The organism is Eubacterium sp. MSJ-13 (genome assembly GCF_018918235.1).
Taxonomy (GTDB): Bacteria; Bacillota; Clostridia; order Lachnospirales; family Lachnospiraceae; genus Butyribacter.
In genome coordinates, this window is sequence record NZ_JAHLQE010000029.1 from 1 (window position 1) to 18,831 (window position 18,831).

General features: G+C 36.5%; 22 protein-coding genes and 1 pseudogene. 9 read left to right on the plus strand and 14 right to left on the minus strand.

All coding sequences use genetic code 11. The features are described 5' to 3' along the window. Positions 1–221: 221 nt before the first annotated feature. From KQI69_RS01525 to KQI69_RS01535, 3 genes and pseudogenes are all read right to left on the minus strand, one after another. Positions 222–539, minus strand: a complete 318-nt coding sequence (locus tag KQI69_RS01525) for a hypothetical protein (RefSeq protein WP_216563523.1) — start codon at positions 537–539, stop codon at positions 222–224. A gap of 79 nt (positions 540–618) precedes the next feature. Then, positions 619–1,464: pseudogene (locus KQI69_RS01530) on the minus strand (heavy metal translocating P-type ATPase); the annotation flags it as partial. A 189-nt stretch (positions 1,465–1,653) separates the two neighbouring features. Continuing rightward, positions 1,654–1,872 carry a cation transporter gene (locus KQI69_RS01535; protein WP_216563524.1) on the minus strand — a complete coding sequence of 73 codons (219 nt, stop codon included), beginning with the start codon at positions 1,870–1,872 and terminating at the stop codon, positions 1,654–1,656. Between the two features lie 360 nt (positions 1,873–2,232). On the opposite strand from KQI69_RS01535, the gene KQI69_RS01540 reads away from it, so the two are divergent. The 5 genes from KQI69_RS01540 (at position 2,233) to KQI69_RS01560 (ending at position 6,066) form a co-directional block, all read left to right on the plus strand. After that, positions 2,233–3,939, plus strand: coding sequence for an AAA family ATPase (locus KQI69_RS01540; protein ID WP_216563525.1), 1,707 nt, complete (start codon positions 2,233–2,235; stop codon positions 3,937–3,939). A 163-nt stretch (positions 3,940–4,102) separates the two neighbouring features. Further along, positions 4,103–4,471, plus strand: a complete 369-nt coding sequence (locus KQI69_RS01545) for a metalloregulator ArsR/SmtB family transcription factor (protein WP_216563526.1) — start codon at positions 4,103–4,105, stop codon at positions 4,469–4,471. A 15-nt stretch (positions 4,472–4,486) separates the two neighbouring features. Beyond that, on the plus strand, positions 4,487–4,654 hold the full coding sequence (locus tag KQI69_RS01550; protein ID WP_216563527.1) for a hypothetical protein: 168 nt from the start codon (positions 4,487–4,489) through the stop codon (positions 4,652–4,654). A 114-nt stretch (positions 4,655–4,768) separates the two neighbouring features. Further along, on the plus strand, positions 4,769–5,398 hold the full coding sequence (locus tag KQI69_RS01555; protein WP_216563528.1) for an AraC family transcriptional regulator: 630 nt from the start codon (positions 4,769–4,771) through the stop codon (positions 5,396–5,398). A 431-nt stretch (positions 5,399–5,829) separates the two neighbouring features. Next, positions 5,830–6,066: a DUF6061 family protein gene (locus KQI69_RS01560; RefSeq protein ID WP_216563529.1), complete on the plus strand. Its 237-nt coding sequence runs from the start codon at positions 5,830–5,832 to the stop codon at positions 6,064–6,066. Between the two features lie 156 nt (positions 6,067–6,222). On the opposite strand, the gene KQI69_RS01565 is transcribed toward KQI69_RS01560, so the two are convergent. The 3 genes from KQI69_RS01565 to KQI69_RS01575 form a co-directional block, all read right to left on the minus strand. Continuing rightward, positions 6,223–7,044: a MerR family transcriptional regulator gene (locus KQI69_RS01565; protein ID WP_253288946.1), complete on the minus strand. Its 822-nt coding sequence runs from the start codon at positions 7,042–7,044 to the stop codon at positions 6,223–6,225. Continuing rightward, positions 7,037–8,404, minus strand: coding sequence for an MATE family efflux transporter (locus tag KQI69_RS01570; protein ID WP_216563531.1), 1,368 nt, complete (start codon positions 8,402–8,404; stop codon positions 7,037–7,039). Before KQI69_RS01570 ends, KQI69_RS01565 begins: the two co-directional genes overlap by 8 nt. A 152-nt stretch (positions 8,405–8,556) precedes the next feature. Further along, a complete protein-coding gene (locus KQI69_RS01575) occupies positions 8,557–9,411 on the minus strand; it encodes a hypothetical protein (protein ID WP_216563532.1) in 855 nt (284 codons plus the stop codon). Between the two features lie 116 nt (positions 9,412–9,527). On the opposite strand from KQI69_RS01575, the gene KQI69_RS01580 reads away from it, so the two are divergent. From KQI69_RS01580 to KQI69_RS01595, 4 genes are all read left to right on the plus strand, one after another. After that, complete coding sequence (locus tag KQI69_RS01580; protein ID WP_216563533.1) at positions 9,528–10,769, plus strand: tyrosine-type recombinase/integrase; 1,242 nt, start codon at positions 9,528–9,530, stop codon at positions 10,767–10,769. Between the two features lie 153 nt (positions 10,770–10,922). Further along, positions 10,923–11,492, plus strand: coding sequence for a sugar O-acetyltransferase (locus KQI69_RS01585; RefSeq protein WP_216563534.1), 570 nt, complete (start codon positions 10,923–10,925; stop codon positions 11,490–11,492). 312 nt (positions 11,493–11,804) lie between these two features. After that, positions 11,805–12,446, plus strand: coding sequence for a nitroreductase family protein (locus KQI69_RS01590; protein WP_216563535.1), 642 nt, complete (start codon positions 11,805–11,807; stop codon positions 12,444–12,446). Continuing rightward, entirely contained in the window at positions 12,443–12,823 is a 381-nt protein-coding gene (locus KQI69_RS01595; RefSeq protein WP_253288947.1) for a helix-turn-helix transcriptional regulator, read from the plus strand. The genes KQI69_RS01590 and KQI69_RS01595 overlap by 4 nt, the downstream gene beginning before the upstream one ends. On the opposite strand, the gene KQI69_RS01600 is transcribed toward KQI69_RS01595, so the two are convergent. The 8 genes from KQI69_RS01600 to KQI69_RS01635 all read right to left on the minus strand — a co-directional run bounded on the left by KQI69_RS01600 (position 12,765) and on the right by KQI69_RS01635 (position 18,614). Further along, complete coding sequence (locus KQI69_RS01600) at positions 12,765–12,947, minus strand: winged helix-turn-helix transcriptional regulator (RefSeq protein ID WP_216563567.1); 183 nt, start codon at positions 12,945–12,947, stop codon at positions 12,765–12,767. The genes KQI69_RS01595 and KQI69_RS01600 overlap by 59 nt on opposite strands. Next, entirely contained in the window at positions 12,916–13,341 is a 426-nt protein-coding gene (locus tag KQI69_RS01605; protein ID WP_216563536.1) for a cation transporter, read from the minus strand. Before KQI69_RS01605 ends, KQI69_RS01600 begins: the two co-directional genes overlap by 32 nt. 403 nt (positions 13,342–13,744) lie before the next feature. Further along, entirely contained in the window at positions 13,745–15,127 is a 1,383-nt protein-coding gene (locus KQI69_RS01610) for an MDR family MFS transporter (protein WP_216563537.1), read from the minus strand. Between the two features lie 43 nt (positions 15,128–15,170). After that, complete coding sequence (locus tag KQI69_RS01615) at positions 15,171–15,539, minus strand: hypothetical protein (RefSeq protein ID WP_216563538.1); 369 nt, start codon at positions 15,537–15,539, stop codon at positions 15,171–15,173. 120 nt (positions 15,540–15,659) lie between these two features. Beyond that, entirely contained in the window at positions 15,660–15,944 is a 285-nt protein-coding gene (locus KQI69_RS01620) for a hypothetical protein (RefSeq protein ID WP_216563539.1), read from the minus strand. Between the two features lie 260 nt (positions 15,945–16,204). After that, complete coding sequence (locus KQI69_RS01625) at positions 16,205–16,741, minus strand: hypothetical protein (RefSeq protein ID WP_371818696.1); 537 nt, start codon at positions 16,739–16,741, stop codon at positions 16,205–16,207. Positions 16,742–16,878: 137 nt separating this feature from the next. Then, the gene (locus KQI69_RS01630) at positions 16,879–17,943 is read right to left on the minus strand and encodes a HAMP domain-containing sensor histidine kinase (RefSeq protein ID WP_216563540.1); all 1,065 of its coding nucleotides are present in this window, start codon (positions 17,941–17,943) and stop codon (positions 16,879–16,881) included. A 2-nt stretch (positions 17,944–17,945) separates the two neighbouring features. Continuing rightward, positions 17,946–18,614 (minus strand): response regulator transcription factor, encoded by a 669-nt coding sequence (locus KQI69_RS01635; RefSeq protein ID WP_216563541.1) that lies wholly within the window; start codon positions 18,612–18,614, stop codon positions 17,946–17,948. Positions 18,615–18,831: the final 217 nt, after the last annotated feature.

Genomic DNA, 18,831 nt, shown 5'->3' on the forward strand with positions numbered 1-18,831 from the left:
CCCTTTTTTAAGAAAAAATTTTTTTCATTTTCTATTGACATTTATTAGCTGGACTTTATATTAGCTAAAATTATTATACCTAAAATTAGCTAATTTATCAACTCCGTCAAAAAATTTGTTTTAAATTTCAACTTTTAAAATTACTGTCAGAAAACAAACCACCGCTTCATTGCTCACCATTTATATTTTTTAACACTATCAAGGAAGTCCCCAAGTTCTATTTAAAATTTTAATTTCCTAAAATAATACACTCCCATCACAAGTGCCATAAACTCTCCTACCGGTATCGAAGCCCAGACTCCATCCAAACCAATAAAGTTTGGAAGTATAAGCACTGGAATTACAAAAAACACAACTGCCCTGCAAAAAGAAAGTATCGCTGATGTTCTGCCGTCGTTTAATGCCGTAAACAATGCTGACGCATAGACATTTATTCCAACAAGCAGACAGCTTACTGAGAAAATACGAAATCCATGCAATGCCATCTCATATACTTTTTCATTGTGTCCTGCAAAAAATCCAACCGTAACCGGTGCCATCACAATACAAACTCCTGTCAGAACAACAGATGCCGTTATGATCGTCTTTAAACTGATTGAATGGATTTTTTTAAGTCTTTATTACAAGGAATGTAAGTGCTCTGTATATCCAGATATACCCCTGTGCGTCAAGTCCCATAAACAACATTCTTACAAGCGACGGCAGAATTGCAAGTGCCAATGCACTGTAACATACTATTGGTGTATAAATCTTGGCAAATTTTGAGATAAAGTTTTCTGATTTTGATTTTCTTGAACTTGAATTTTCCACAAGTTCGAGTATTTTTGAAACAGTGTACTCCCCAAACTCTTTAGTTGTCTGTATCTTTAAGACTCCTGTCATATTGATGCAGCCGCTTATTATCTCATCTCCCTCTTTTGCATCTCTTGGCAGGCTCTCACCTGTAAGTGCACTTGTATTAAGACTTGAACTTCCCTCGATTATCACACCGTCAAGAGGTACTTTTTCGCTGGGCTGGACTACGATTATACTTCCTATTCCCACTTCATCAGGAGCAACTTTTTCCAGTTTTCCATTGTGCTCCACATTTGCATAATCAGGGCGTATATCCATAAGCGCACTGATATTTTTACGGCTTTTTCCTACTGCATAACTCTGGAACAACTCACCTATCTGATAGAAAAGCATTACTGCGATTGCTTCATTGTAATCACCGCTCGTTTCATAAATTGCAAGTGCAAATGCTCCGACTGTGGCAACCGCCATTAAAAAGTTTTCATCAAAAATCTGCCTGTTTAAAATACCCTTTCCGGCTTTCCTTAAAATATCGTACCCAATCACAAGATAAGCCGCAAGATAAAGTCCTAACTGAACCAGCCCTGTTACCGGAATAAACTGTAATACTATAAGCAGTGCAATCGTTATGACTATTCTTGTCAACATTTTTTTCTGTTTTTTACTCATAATAGTTCCTCTTTTCCGCAGTTTGTTATTATTTAGTCAAGCGTATATTCGTGGTACGCTCTGCTACTTGCTTAACAGTGTTGTTTTATCATATGTTTATTCGTTCATATGTTATTTATTATTTTCGCCCCTCATATCTTTTACTCAAACTATGAGGGGCTGATTTCAAGCGAGCATATCACCTTATGTTTAAAGCTCAATCTCGCAGTCAGGCTCAACTTTCTTGCACGCCTTTAATACATTTTTCATTACGCTCTTTGCATCCTGTCCGTCCTCAAATTCAACAATCATCTTCTGTGTCATGAAGTTTACTACTGCATCTTTTACTCCGGTAGTTTTCTTTGCTGCATCCTCCATCATATTTGCACAGTTAGCACAGTCTACTTCGATTTCATAAGTCTTTTTCATAATGAATACTTCCTTTCTTAATTAAATATATGTCTATTATCTGATAGAATATCCTGTTCTTATGTATTCCATCTGATTATAGTCAAGTGGATATTTGCAATCCGCTCTACTACTTGATAGCACCGAACAATTAAACTATTGTTTAATCGTTGTGACATTATAGTAACCTCCACTCTCCCCAAAATCAATACATATCAGGCATTGTCTTCCATTCGGGATAAAGATATTTCCTTTTGGGATAATCATTATTCATATTTGAGCTTTTTACGAGAATATGCTATATTTTAATCACAAAATGAACTCTTGAAATCTTCTGAGCGAAAAATACCGAGAGTTCATCAAACAAAAAGGAGGGTGTATATGGCAAGAACAGTAAGCATAGGAAATCAGGACTTTGAAAAAATGATACAGAGAAACTGCTTTTATATAGATAAAACAAGTTTTATAAAAGAATGGTGGGACAATGAAGATGAAGTTACTCTTATAACACGCCCCCGCCGTTTCGGAAAAACACTAAATATGAGTATGTTGAACTGTTTTTTCTCAAATAAATATGCAGACAGAGGGGATTTATTTGAGGGACTTGAAATATGGAAAGACGAAAAATATCGTGATATTCAGGGAACATACCCTGTGATATTTATTAGCTTCGCTGACATAAAGCAAATTGCATACGATGAAACAGTAAAAAAAATAAAAAAAATAATTTTTGATCTATATCAAAAATATGATTTTCTTAAAGATTGGGATGGTCTTACTGAAAAAGAAAGAATAGCTTTCAAAAATATTGATTGCGATATGAACGATGTTATAGCACAGGGAGCTATAAATGATTTGTCAAACTATCTCAGCAGATACTATGGAAAAAAAGTAATCATTTTACTTGATGAATATGACACGCCGATGCAGGAAGCATATGTCAACGGTTATTGGAAAGAACTTGTTGCCTTTACAAGAGGCCTTTTTAATTCAACATTTAAGACAAATCCATATTTAGAACGTGCAATAATGACCGGAATTACGAGAGTATCTAAGGAAAGTATTTTTTCTGACCTTAACAACCTTGAAGTAGTTACTACACTGACTCCAAAGTATGAAACTGCATTTGGATTTACAGAAGAAGAAGTGTTTAAAGCATTAGATGAACAGGGGCTTTCTGACAAAAAGAATGATGTTAAGATATGGTATGACGGTTTTAGGTTTGGCAGTAAAAATGATATTTATAATCCGTGGTCGATAATTAATTATCTGGATAAGAAAAAAATTGCATTATATTGGGCGGAGTCAAGTTCAAACGGTTTGATAAACAGCTTAGTGCAAAAGGGAAGTTCAAATATAAAGATAATGATTGAAGAACTTATAAATGGCTCAACTATCAATGTGGTAATAGATGAACAGATTGTATTTTCTGAACTTGATTATTCAGAAGATGCCGTATGGAGTCTTATGCTTGCAAGCGGTTATTTGAAAGTTATTTCGTCAGAAGAATTAAATCTGATAAGAGAAAGTGATAATGAGTATGAACTTGCTCTGACAAACCGCGAGATATTGTTTATGTTCAAAAAAATGATACTCAGATGGTTCAGTCCGGCAAAAAGTGAGACAAACGAATTTATAAAGGCACTTATAACCGGAGATATAGAAAGCATGAATGAGTACATGAATGATGTTGCATTACGAACATTCAGTTCATTTGACTCAGGAAAACATACATCTGAGAAAAAAGCACCTGAGAATTTCTACCACGGCTTTGTTTTAGGTCTTATGGTAGACCAATCGGAAAACTATATCATAACCTCAAACCGTGAGAGTGGGTTCGGACGCTATGACATAATGCTTGAACCAAGAGATAAAAATAATGTTAAATATCCGGGAATTGTCATAGAGTTTAAAGTGATAAATCCAAGAAAAGAAACATCACTTGAAGAAACAGTGGTAGCTGCGTTAAAACAGATAGAAGAAAAGAATTATGATGCGGAACTGATAAACCGTGGAGTTAAAAAAGAAAACATTCACCATTACGGATTTGCTTTTGAAGGTAAAACCGTAATAATAAATGGCAATTAGGGTGCTTACGATAACCTGCTATATTCTATTACTATATGTAATTACTAAACTAATTATATGTGGTGCTGATTGCACAGATATATAACAAATACTAGTACAGGCACGCTCTCGCTACCGTTCAATCATAACAGTACTAAGTCAGCAAAATAAAAAGGAGATTTTTATGTCTGAAATACATTTACCGCATGACCATAACCATGACAAAAATCACGAAAAAACTCTCGCTCGTGTTGCAGCCATTGAAGATTTCACCATGACTGCCGATGTTTTCAAACAACTTGGTGACGGAAGCAGACTTCGCATCTTCTGGCTCTTATGCCACTGTGAGGACTGTGTTTTAAATATCAGTGCAATGGTAAATATGTCAAGCCCCGCCGTGTCCCACCATTTAAAACAATTAAAATCCGCCGGACTTATCACCTGTCGACGCTCCGGAAAAGAAATGTACTACAAAGCAGCCGATACAAAACAGAGTAAACTGCTTCACACAACAATCGAACAGTTGATGGAGATAATCTGTCCACAGGACTAATACTACGGAAGAAATATGACTCAGAATAACAATTTTTTGCCTGTAAAGAAAAGAATAGAACAGCTTAAAAATGACAGCAATTTTGAAACCATTACCCTGTTTGACGGTATTGAGCTGTCATTTATCCATATTGAAACAGATAAGATTGATTTTCATCATGATGCACTTGACAATATACTTTAGATAAACTACTGCCACAGCGGTCGTATAGGCTGGCAGCTTGCAAACGGAAATTTTGTTTATGTTGGTTCAGGGGATTTTTCAATTCATACAATGAAAACCTGTGCGGAGTCTGTTATGACACTTCCTAATGAAAACTATGACGGGCTGACGATTTGTATCGACTTAGATAAATTAACTCAAAAAATTCCTGAATTACTTGAAGATGCAAATATCACAGGCAGCTTTTTATATGATAAATTTTGCAAAAATCATATGTTTTCTTCATTTTCAGGAAATTCAAAAACGGAAAGCATTTTTCGTGATTTCTATAACAAACCAAAACAGCTTCAAAATTCATACTATAAAGTAAAACCTTTGGAGCTGTTATTGTATCTTTGTGAACTTGACATTTCAGACAAAAACCAGTTATCCGAATATCAGTCAGAACAGGTAGAACTCATACGCACTATCCACGAGCAGCTTATCTCCAATTTAGATAAACGCTTTACAATAGACGCATTGTCAAAGCAATATCTCATCAACACAACCACTCTCAAAAATATTTTTAAGACTGTCTACGGTACATCAATCGCCAGCCATGTGAAAACACACCGCATGGAAAAAGCCGCCGAACTTTTAATAAACACACAGGAAAGTATCGCTGATATTGCATTTCAGGTAGGCTATGACAGTCAGAGTAAATTCAGTTCTTCCTTTAAGGAAAAGTATAATATGCTTCCCTCTGAATATAGGAAAAGGTTGTAGGTTTTTGTAAAAAATAAAATTGACCGAATAGCAAAAATCTGGTAGCTTAGAATATAGTTAAAAAATCGAGATTGACCCAGCTCTTTGGAGCGAGGGATGCTTCTTGTCCGTATGGCAAGAAGATGGAACTGAAAAGAATTAGAACAAATCCAGATTGTAAAAACACATTTTCTATGGAATTTAATAACTATTATATTTTGTTATCAAATTCCATGCAAACCCTTGAAAACACTAAATTTGTGACAGGTGTGCTTTCACTTAGACTTTCCCTTGTATTATAACTTCCCATAGTATTTTATGAACTCTGTTAAGGGAAAAAATGAGGGAAAGAAAATTCTATAACATAGTATAACACAAAATAACAATGACATGGTGAACTGTTTGAAATGCTTTTTATATTATAACCTGAAATGCAAAGGAGAACAGATAAAATGAAGATAATTTATGCTGAATATAATATGTATCACAATAGCATTGATATATGCACCTATGCCGGATATCTTCTGCGTATAGACTGTGGGAAAGCAGAAGATGGATTAAAAACAACACCTAACTCGCAATGTGCTTTAGATGCTCTTGCGATAGACAATCCGCTTGAATATGCAAGGTTATATCTTGATGGCACTATGCAGATGTGGGTAGATGCAGAGGATTCATTGGAAATCTAGTAATAGATATACTTATATACAAGTCAATACAGATACCATAAATTACATACAAAAAAGAACCTAACTCAATCCAAGTGGGTGATTTAGGTTCTTTTTCAATATTTGATGCCATTTCAAGCAAAACATAACTTCATAGCTATATTTAGAACGTTATTTCTATTTTACCGGAATACTAATCTCCGTAACAAATTTACTTAAATCATTGGTAAGTCCATAGTCAATCATGGTAATTTCGCGTGAAAAACCATTGATTTTCAACTTATGCTCTGCAATATAATCCAGTAGTTTGTGGTACTGTAAAGCAGCTTCCGCATGACTTCCATGAAAACGGATGGACACGCACAGTGTTTCTGCAATTTCTGTAATTTCACCCTCAAAATAATCTTCTTCATCCAAAATCAGAAAAATACCGTCATAACTGTCAAAACACCCTTTTTTTAGGTTTTCTATAGAAATTCCAATACCAACCTTGCCAAGAAAGACAACGGCTTCTGCCTGTTCCTGCTCCAAGCGGCGCATAGGTGCTTCCATATCCATAAAACTACGAATTTTCAGCGAATCTCCCACCCAAACCATGCGGCATTTATTTTTGTAAACCAATTGCACCATATCAAATACGGAATTTTTTGCATCTTCAATCGCTCGTAGGCGGTTATCTATTTTGCGTTCAATCCGTTTCAATTCTTCTTGTTTTGCAATTACTGACTGCTTCTGAAGAAGCAATTTTTCTTCCATTCGTTCCACATCTCGATTGTCTAGAAAGTCTGCAATTTCCGTTAATGGCATATCCAATACACGAAGATAACGAATGCTGTTAAGGACTTCAAACTGTCTTGCCCCATAATAACGATAACCGCTGTCAGGATCGGTATATTCCGGAACAAGCAGTCCCACATCTTCATAATGCCGCAGGCTGCTGACACTCAAGTGAAAAAGTTTTGCTACATCTCCAATAGAAAAAAGTTTTTGTTTATCCATGCCAAACTCCCGTTTCATTCTGTCTGTTTTTCTTCATTAAAATTGTAAACGCAGTAACACAAATCACAACAGAAATAACAGAACCCGATGCAGTAGCCAGCCCCATAGGAAATAGAGTTGCAGGATATAACTTGGAAGTCAGATACACACCCGGAATACGCATTACTACGATGGCAATGATATTATGTAAAAATGATATACCTGATTTTCCAATAGCACAAAAATATCCGCTGAAACAGAAATGTACACCTGCAAAAATACAATCCCATACATAACCACGAAGATATTGACCACCCAGTCGGACAACTTCTGCTCCCTCTGCTGTAGCTGCGTCTGTAAACAAGGACACCACCGGTTCAGCCCAAAACTGAATGACTACTGCAACGATACAGCCGAATCCTGCGGCAAGAAAAGCAGCATAACGCAATGTATCAACAGCACGCTTTGGTTTATTTGCACCAATATTCTGTGCTCCCAAAGCCGAAACAGTGGAAAGCATAGAAGATGGAACAAGAAATAGAAAACTCATCACTTTTTCCACAATGCCAACAGCGGCAGAATCACTAAGTCCCCGGTTATTGGCAATTATAGTAATAATGATAAAGGCAATCTGAATAAGTCCATCCTGTAAGGCAACCGGGATACCAATTTTTAAGATGTTTTCCATAACAGGGCGATAAGGCTTAAAATCAGCTTTTTTTAAGGAAATGATTTTTCGCTTCAAAATAACAGCAAGGGAGACAAGCACACTAACAGCCTGTGAAAGGGTTGTACCAAGAGCCGCTCCGGCAGGTCCCATATGAAATACTCCCATAAACAAATAGTCTAATCCTATGTTGGCAATACAGGCAATCGCTATAAAATACATAGGACTTTTGGAGTCGCCCATGCCACGAAAAATAGCACTGATTACATTATATGCAGTAATAAACGGAATACCAATAAAACAGATGGTCAGGTAATCAATCGTTCCGGAAACTGCATCTGCCGGAGTAGACATAAGCGTCGTAGTCGGCTTTACTAATGCAACAAGAATAACTGTCAATATCACAGAAACTAACATAAAAATGGTTATGGTGTTTCCAATACCCTTCGCAGCCTTCTTTTTATCATCTGCACCAATCGACTGCCCGATAAAGACGGTTGCACCCATTGCAATCCCTACAATCATAACCGTCAGCATATGCATGACCTGAGAACCGATGGAAACAGCCGTAGTATCAGAAACTGTACCAAACTGTCCGATGATGTAAAGGTCTGCCATACCATATAAAGTTTGCAACAAATACGAAAGCAAGTATGGCAGCGAGAAAATCAAGATATTTTTAAACACACTGCCACTGGTCAAATTTTTCTCCATGAATAAGAAACCTCCTTGATTTATCAATCCTGTTATTATAAACTCTCCAACTGTTGTAGAGTCAAGTGTTTTCAATATAAATGATACAATATCTTAAATAACGATATGGGGCGAATCATCTCGCCCCTTTATCTCTGTCTTTATAATCCTTTTCAGAATACTGCCTGTCGGTTTCCTTCTGATACCGCTGTAAGTGTTTCTGTTTTTGAAGCTTTTTCGCCATAGGCTTCTTCCCATGCTCTTTCTTCCCTCAGGTATTCGTTATAGGCTGCTTTTGAAGCATACAGTGTATCGTAGAACTCCTTAACACTGGCGAATCCATGATTTTTTACAGTGTTGGCAAATCCGGTCTTTCGGATGGATATTTCTTCTTCCTTAGCGGCTATCTGCCTGTCCAGTTCGCCCTTCTTGGTAAGTCTTGCTATACCTCTTAAATCATCACGCTGTATCTCGAGTTTGGCTTTTTCACGCTCTGCATCGAAAATCTGTCCGTTCATCCGGTCAAGCTCAGTCTTTATCTTTTTGTATTTCGGATAAAATGCGGCTATTGGTTGCATAACCGGTTTTGGCGGTATCTGTGGCTTTGGTATTTCCTTTATTTCCGGTATTTTCTCCGGTGTTTGAATAACGGCAGGTTCATAAAATTCTGTGATTTCTTCTTTGCTGTCAGAAGCAGTTTCATACACAGTATTTTCAGTATGCTCCTTTGTATCGGATTCTCCATAGATTTCTTTTGTAAAATCAATTTTTCTTCCGTATTCTTTTTCAAGAGATTCGTGGAAGAGCTTGTTTTTTAGTTCCCTTGCTGCTTTTAAAACCTCAGAAATTAAAAGTGCCAGACACATGGTTGCCGTAGTGATAAAACCGGAAAACAATTCCGGCTTCCTGCCCCATACCTCAATGGAATGTTTAACCCTGTCAGTGATATATTCCTGCTTTATCTGTCGTATTTTATTCTCCGGTACTTCACTTACAATGGCTCTGTCAACTTCCTGATTCCAACGCATACGCACTTCATTGTCTGCCTTTATCTGTTCTGCTTTCGGATTATTTTTTCCTATTTTCTTGGTTGCAAGATATAATCCCTCTTTCTCAAATACCTTAATGGTACTACCGCTTCTATGTGGAGGATGCCAGCGGAAATCTGGTACAGAAAGAATTTACCGGAACGGAAAGCAAGAGTGAAACGGAGAAAATGCTCCGGCAGGCAATGGAGGATTACGAAAGTAAGAAATTCATTGCAAGAGCCGACAACATTACCCTCGGAGAACTGCTTGATATATGGGCAGAGGAAGAATTAAAGGTCGGAACACTCAGCAATGGGACTGTGGCAAATTATCTTCAGGCTGTGGGCAGGATTAAACAGCACCCTATTGGAAATAGGAAACTGAAAACTGTGACCTCGGAGCATTTACAGCAGTTTATGGATTTGCTTGCTTTTGGAGGTACGGCAGGAAATTTTGTTTCAAAAGGTTATTCAAAGGACTACATCCATTCCTACTCTGCTGTATTACAACAGGCATTCCGTTTTGCAGTATTTCCAAAACAGTTTATCACATTTAATCCCATGCAGTATGTGGTGTTACGGAGAAAGACGGAAAATGTGGATATATTTGCAGGAGATGATGAACAGGAAACCGGTGCAAAGCCGCTGACCTTTGAAATGTATGAGAAACTGATAGGACAGCTCTCAAAAAGAAGCAGGGATGCAATCCTTCCGGTGCAGATAGCCTATTTTGCAGGCTTAAGACTCGGAGAGGTGGCAGGACTGACATGGCAGGACATAAATCTTGAGGAGCAGTATCTGACAGTAAGAAGAAGTGTCCGCTACAACGGAACAAGGCATAAAACAGAGATTGGACCGACAAAGCGTAAAAAAGTTCGTGTTGTTGATTTCGGAGATACACTCGCAGAAATCCTGAGGACAGCAAAAAAGGAGCAGCACAGACAACGCTTTCAGTATGGACAACTGTACCACAGAAACTATTACAGAGAGGTTCAGGAAAAGAATCGTGTGCATTATGAGTATTACAGTTTTGACGGCACACAGGAAGTACCGGAGGACTATACAGAAATCTTCTTTGTATGTTTAAGGTCAGACGGGTGTTTGGAGCTTCCAAGCACAATTGAAACAGCGTGCAGAAGTGCCAGTCGGAAAGTGCCTGAGCTTGAGGGCTTCCACTTCCATACACTAAGGCACACCTACACCACCAATCTGCTATCCAATGGGGCACAGCCAAAAGATGTGCAGGAGTTATTAGGTCATTCCGATGTCCGTACCACAATGAATGTTTACGCTCATGCTACAAGAGAAGCAAAACGGACTTCCGCAAGGCTTCTTGACAAAGTTGTGGGCAACGACTAAAAATAAGTTTCCCTTATTTCCCTTGTGATTATCTCATAAGGGCAAACACAAGGGAAAATACATACAGTTTCACTGTTTCAAGCTATGAAAGCCTTGAAAAATCGGGAAAGTAGAAAATGTTAGTAGATAAATCGAAATTTGGAGGTTTAATGTATGACAGACAGAGAAAAACAAAGTCATGGACAATTATATAACCCAACTGCCAGTGACATTTGTACGATGAGAAAATATGGAACAGATTTGGTGCGTCAGTTTAATTCTTGTGAAAACCAAGGTGAACAGCAAACAATCTTACAAATGTTATTTTCTGAAGTTGGAGAAAATGTAAGAGTAAATCGCCCATTTTATATTGATTTTGGATGTCATACACATATTGGAAGTGATACTGTAATAAATTTGAATTGTACTTTTTTGGATGCTGCGGATATTTTTATTGGTAGTCGGGTTTTAATCGGACCTGATGTGAAGATATATACCACATTTCACCCAACACATACCGCAAACCGTTTTACTTCATCAGATGAGGGAAACTATTTTCAAACACAGGCAAGTCCTGTACGAATTGATGATGATACATGGATTGGTGGAAATGTCACAATTCTTCCGGGAGTTCATATAGGAAAAAATGTTGTAATCGGTGCCGGTAGCGTTGTCACAAAAGATATTCCAGATGACACCATTGCAGTAGGAAATCCATGTAAAGTAATCAAAGACAATAAATAATAACTGGTTTAAAGACAAACTCAAATTCCAGTTTATAAAACTAAAACTTTCCATCTCTAAAACTGAATAAATCAGAAATTAAGAATAAATAATCCATCTTTTAGGTTATCTGTTTTTAATCGTCTTGATTTTCTTTACCATTGAATTTTTTGCACGAATTTATGATATAATAACTCCAAAATCCAGATGCTTTGCATCTGTCGCACTTCGTGCTTAATGATTTTGTCGTTCATAAATTCCGTATAAGAGAACAAGCTCTCTTATCTTGCGAATTTATGATATAATCAGTTAAACAAAAGTGAGGATACGATAATGAATATATTAGAAATCATGAAAGAAAGACACAGCGTAAGACAATATAAAAATCAGGCTATCGAACCGTCTAAGAGAGATGAAATTAACTCATTTATAAAATCTGTCAATGCAGAAAGTAAACTGTCTATACAGGCTTTTTATGATGAACCAAAATGTTTTAATTCGTTTATGGCTCATTATGGTAAGTTTAAAAATGTAAAGAATTATATTGCGATTGTTGGAAATAAAAATGAGCAGGAAAAGGCTGGATATTATGGTGAGAAGATTGTGCTGAAATGTCAGGAACTTGGGCTTAATACCTGCTGGGTAGCAATGACACATGGTAAATCAAAAGCAGAAATAAAAAGAGGACAAAAACTACTGATTATCATTTCTTTGGGCTATGGAGAAACGCAGGGTGTTCCGCATAAAAGCAAGAGCATAGCAGAACTTGGAAAAGCAGACCAAAATACAGAATGGTTTGCCAAAGGCATGGAAGCGGTAAGTCTTGCACCAACAGCAGTAAATCAGCAGAAGTTCTTTTTTGAACTGAAAAATGGAATTGTAACAGCAAAAAATCTTGGTGGTTTTTATTCTAAGATTGACATTGGAATTGCAAAATATCACTTTGAAGCAGTAACAGGACATGAGGTAAAATGATGCATACAAAGAAAGATATAGATAAACTTACTGCAGATTTTAGTCAATGTCAAAAAATCCTGCTTGCTCTTGGAGATGAAAACAGACAGCACATGATTTTGGAAATGATGAAAATTGGAAACTGCAATGGAGTGCGTGTAAATGAGATTGCAGAGAAAACACATTTATCCAGACCAGCAGTATCCCATCACTTACAAATCCTAAAGAACGCAGGAATATTAAAAATGAGACGGGAATCAACAAAAAATTACTATTATTTTGATCCGGATATGAAAAGTTTTGAATTGTTGATTTCCGTTTTACAAACAGCAGTCAGTATTACCTCGGAATTACCGGATAGGAGCAACAGTGATGAAGATATTCATGACGGACAATAAGTTCATCTGACTCCAGTTCTTTCAGCTTAGTTGATAGCATTTTATGTGTAATACCATCTAAAGCCCGTTTAATTTCGCCATAGTGCATAATTTCATATTTCCATAACCAGAATAATAGCTGCATTTTCCATTCCAAGCAAACCTGCCGGAAGCGGCCATCCAAGCATATGTCCCATTGAAATGTAAAAAAGCGGAATGGTAAACACCAGAGAGTAAACAAGACGCTTTTTCATAGCCTTATACTGTTCCTGCTCTACGCTTTTACTTTCTCCGGAAGCCTCCTTGCTCTGTCCACTTGCGTCATTTGTATGCGATGCTGCTCCATATCCGGCTTTTTCCACCGCTTCTATAATAGCTTGCGCATTTACAACTGACTCATCATAGGATGCCACCATACTGTTTTTTAACAGATTAACAGATACATCCTGCAATCCCGATACTTTTTTGACAGTCTTTTCTATTCGATTGGCACACGCCGAACAAGTCATTCCCGTAATGTCAAATGTCTCTTTTTTCATAAGTCATCCTCACTTTCCTACGGTTTTCATATACCCCTATGAGGTATTTACAAATCGTAAGTTATCACATTGATATTGGTATGTCAAGGTATATGAATTAGTTATTTCCATTTGGGATAATTTTATTTCTAAAAGGGATACACCTCCAAGATATGTATATGCGTACGATTGACATAAATCTTATGTGTGCAAAAATGAGACATAATTATGATACAAATAATAAAAAACTGACCTCCAAAAATTTTTCAAAAGTCAATTTTTTTATATTTTATATCATACTAAACTTATTTTCTGCAATATAAGATTGCTTACCATTCCAATTTCCACCGCAGCTATTCGCAATCCGTTATACTGCTTGTTCATAACACTACTAGCTGATGGTGTTAAATTATTCAAAATTTTACTATGCCGCTTTACGCTTTTTCATTCCAAAAATTATAATAAATAACATCACAACCGTTGCCGCCGTCATACACCCAAAAGTGATATGAAGCCCATAAATTCCATGATTTTGATGTCCGACAGCCATTTTGTCTGTTGAAAATACATTCAAAATTCCAACAAAAACTGCCGTTCCTATCGCTCCGGCTATTGTTCTGAGCGAAGTTAAGAGAGCCGTTCCATGTGCCGTATTTTCCGTTTCCATACTGCTTATTCCAAATGTGACAAACGGCATCATCAGACAGCCAATTGCAACTGAACGGACAACATTGAGAAGTGATGGTATTATGACACTCGTTTCTGCGGTAATAAAACTCATTCCAAATGTGCTAAGCATCATCATAAATGTACCTGCCACAGCAAGTCGTTTCATTCCGAACTTATCATAAATCTTTCCGGCAAACGGGCTTATAACAGCCATCGCAAGCGAACCCGGCAGTGTCACAAGACCTGATATTGTTGCACTTTTTCCTATTATCGTCTGTACATACAAAGGCATTATCACAGATGAACCCATCATCACAAAATAAAGCATCATACTTCCTATAACACTTAGACGATAATCGTGTATTTTTAAGATACGCAGATTTAAGAACGGTTCATTTAGGCTAAACTGCCTTTGAGTAAACAATACCCCTGCCACTACTCCGATGAGCAGCGGACAAAATGTCATAACGGAAGTAATTCCAAGTGAACTCAGATTTCCAATTCCCAAAGTAATGCCGCCAAATGTAAAAGCACTTAAAATAAATGAATACACATCAAACTTTTTAACATGAGTTTCAAGTACATTGTCAAATATGCAGATTGCCATTATAAATGATGCAGCTAAAAACAAAAATGCTATTATAAAAATCATGCGCCAGCCAAGCGTATCAACAAGCATCCCCGCTATAGTCGGTGCGATAACAGGAGCTGCACCGACTGACAGTCCGTACCATCCCATTACCGTTCCTCTTTTTTCAGGTGGATATATCGTCAGAATTACCACCTGCGCCATTGATGTTGTAATTCCGTTGCTGCACGCCTGCAAAATCCTGCCTATCATCATAGTTTGAAAATTGGTCGCAAAAATACATACTGCCAGACCTCCAAGAAAAATACCTATTGCACTGATATACAATTTTTTTGTCGGGCATCTTGTTATCAAAAATGCCGTAAGCGGCATCATAATTCCCATTGCCAGTGAATATCCACTTGTAAGCCACTGTCCGTCCGACACTGATATATGCAGGTCATTTATGATAGGCGGCAGAGCAGTCGTAAGTGCCGTCTGCAAAAATGATGACGCAATACAGGTGATGATGAGATTAAACATTATTATTGTTCGTTTTCTGGTATCCATTTTAAAACTCCATTTCTGTCCCTTTCATAACAAAATCTTTAACTTATTGCAAACCTTTAGTCATCGGAATAAGCATCAACAATGCCACAATTCCAACAACACCTATTACAACACCAAGAACCATCTTTCCAAATACCATACTAAGACACATTCCAACACCGAAAAGCAATGCTCCGAAAATACCAAACACAACTGTTCCAACAGTCTTACCATTTAATTTTATCGGCTCTTTTCCTTCCATTTTTCTCCACACAATTAAAGTAAGCAAAAAAATCACAATTCCTATCGCTCCCGCAACGATTCCCTGTCTGAACATCCCCCATTCAGGAATCAAAGCCATACACATTCCAAGTGCAAAAAACACCATTCCTATCGTTCCCATTATCATCGCCACAAAATTACTTTTCTTCATATATTTATACCTCGTTTCTTTTAATCGTTATTTTTATATAATCTTTTATTTTGATTTAAAAATAAAAACTCTCAGCTTTTTTATGTAATAAATAAATTTCTTTTATTTTAAACACGACAATTACTTTTTTTCTTCAAGAAATCTGTCCACAAAAGCGTCTTCAACCTTTTTATATGTACCAACTACTCCATTCTCAACTTTTTTGTATGTTCCAACTACTCCATCCTCGATTTTTTTGTATGCTCCTGTTACTTTCTCTGCCGTTTTACCTGTTTTCAGAGTATAGCCTGTCTTGCTGCTTTCATCTTTCTCCAAAAAAGCATCAGTGAATTTTTCTTCTATTTTCTTATAACCTCCTATTACCTTGTTTCCTATTTTCCCCGGTTTTAACTGATATTCCTTCATAATCTTTTACCTCCGTTTTTACTGTAAAATTTCTTACTGATTTATTTTATGAACCCATTTTAATATACTATTGTTTAACTAATGATTGAGTTTTGTTTCAGAATTGTTAAAAATGAATATTTACTGACTATTTTTTATATAAAGCAAAGTTTTCCGTATAATAAAAAGCGCAGTAAACTGTTTATAATCTGCCAAATAATTTATACAAAAAATTAACTTGTATTATCTGGTTTAAAATAAACGGCTAACTACACTTATTCTTACAATAACGAATGTCCTTTTTCGCAAATCTTATAAATCTCCTCATATTTTTCTTCTATATAAGGAGTTACTTTTTTTGTTTTTTCTTCCCTTACTTTTTTATATACAAAATATGGCAATATCCAGCCTGCAAATGCTGGAACTGCCAGCAAAATACACAGCCATATGATCGGCGGAGATGCCGTAACTGCAAATACTGAGCCTGCCATAAATGCCGTTCCGACAATTCCGACAGAGAGTGCAATTAAAGTTGCCATACTTGTTTTTGAATTTTCCAAAGAAAATATATCTTCCATATCAGCCTCAAAATGCCGCTGCAATCTTGTAAGTTCAACCTTATTTACAAGTTTTCTGTTACGCTTTAATTTGATATTTAACATTCCACCATTTTGCTGTACCGGAAAATTTTCGTCCTGCTGCCAGCCAAAATTTTCATAACAGTCAAGATAAAAAGATGCCATATCATCTCTTACATTTAATTCCTTATATTCATATGAAGTAAATTCCCTATGCCCTATGTTGTTTTTTCTCTCCAATATAGCCACCCCTTATCCTAATTTTTTTAAAAGCACAAGCCTGTTTAAAATAATTATATTTACATTTTTACACACGAAAAATAATACATAATATAAGTCATTTTTTACTATCTAATTTCATCTGCCACATTTTTTATTTATTCTGATTTCTCCAAAGTAACGGTAAACACTGAGCCGTTTCCTGGACTGCTTTCTACCGCTATCTCCGCATCTGACAACTGAACTATCCTCTTTACCAAAGCGAGTCCTAAACCGTTTCCAAATGTAGCATGGCTTTTATCACCCTGATAAAACTTATCAAAAATATGCCCTATCACTTCATCACTCATTCCACATCCTGTATCTGCCACCGATACCCTGACATATTTATCATCACTTGTCTGTGACAATGTAATCGAACCACCCTCTGAAGTAAATTTTATCGCATTGTTAAAGAGATTGTTCCAGACAAGTTCAAGCAGTCCCTTGTCGGCAGATATATAAACACTGTCCTCAATCTCTACATTAAATTCAATATTTTTCTTTTCCCAGCTTTCCTCAAACTGCACCGCACACTCGCAAAGCTGTGCGCAAAGGTCATATCTCTCCCTAGCCGGTTTTATCGTCTGCCTTTCAAGTTTGTTTAATTTGAGCATATTTTGAATCAGATAAGCCATTCTTCTGCTAGAATTTACGATATTATCAACATATTCCATTTCCTTATCATCAAGTTTCTTTCGCTGTAACATCTGTGCATTGCTTGATATAACAGAAAGCGGAGTCTTAAATTCATGGGAAACATTTGAAAAAAAGTCCGTCTTTAAAGTTTCAATACTTCCAAGTTCCTCCACCATCTTATTAAAATCCTGCACAAGCACATCCAGACAATCGGCCTTGTCCTGTGTGTGCTGCGGCTTCATATAAACAGAAAAATCTCCCTCCGCAACTTTTCTTGCTGCATCCGATATTTTTTCCAATGGCTCCTGATATTTTTTTCTTATCTGCCAGCTTATAAAAAAAGTAAACACAATTGAGCCAAGAAACCAAAAAATGATAACAGACGCAATCCCAACAGCAGGAATACTTTTATAATTTATGTAATTTCCGATTATTTTCATCTGTATTGTTGTAATAACTGCTAAAAACAAAAATGAAATAATAAATATAGAAGCCGGAAATATTTTTTTCTTTATTCTTGTATCTTTTTCTTCTCTTTTTTTCATCCTCACACTACCGCCTTATACCCAAGTCCTCTCACTGTCTTAATCTCAAATCCATCACAAGCTGAAAATTTGTCCCTGAGTTTCGTTATATAAACATCCACCGCCCTAAGACTTGTATCTGTGTCAATTTCCCAAAACTCATCCATAAGCTGTACTCTTGTAAAAGTTTTCTTAGGATATGAAAGCAATTTAAAAAGAATGTTAAATTCTCTTGTTGCAACAGGTATTTCTTCCCCGTCAATCTCAGCAGTCATCGCATCCGCATCAAGCACAAGATTGCCTATCGTAAGTTTACGCTCCATCTCAATATTTGCCCGTCTTAAAAGTGCTTTCACACGCATTTCAAGTTCTGCGAGTTCTATCGGTTTTACCATGTAATCATCAATTCCAATCTGAAATCCCTTTTGTTTGGAACTAAGGTCATCTTTTGCCGACATAAAAAGAATAGGTATATGTTTATTTATCTCCCTTATCTTTTGTGCAAACTCAAAACCATCCACACCCGGCATCATTATGTCGGAAATAATTATCTCATATAAACTGTTATAAAGTTCGTCAAATGCGTCCTTTGCATTTAACACTCCCTTTGTTTCAAATCCACAATCATTTAACCATGTGCATACTGTTTTATTTAATTTTTCATCATCATCAACAACTAATATGTGAACCATTTTTTCCTCCCTGTGAATTTTTGTTTATTATTTTTTAACACTATCAAGAGGAGAACAAGCCTCTTTCTGATATGCTGTAATAGCAACTAATAGTGTTATGAGCAAGTAACAGAGCGAATTGTGAATATTCGCTTGTCTTGCAATATTTATAATTGTTTGGTCTTTTTGTTTTGTTACATTTTACTTTACAAACTTTATCGTCTTATACATAGCAAAA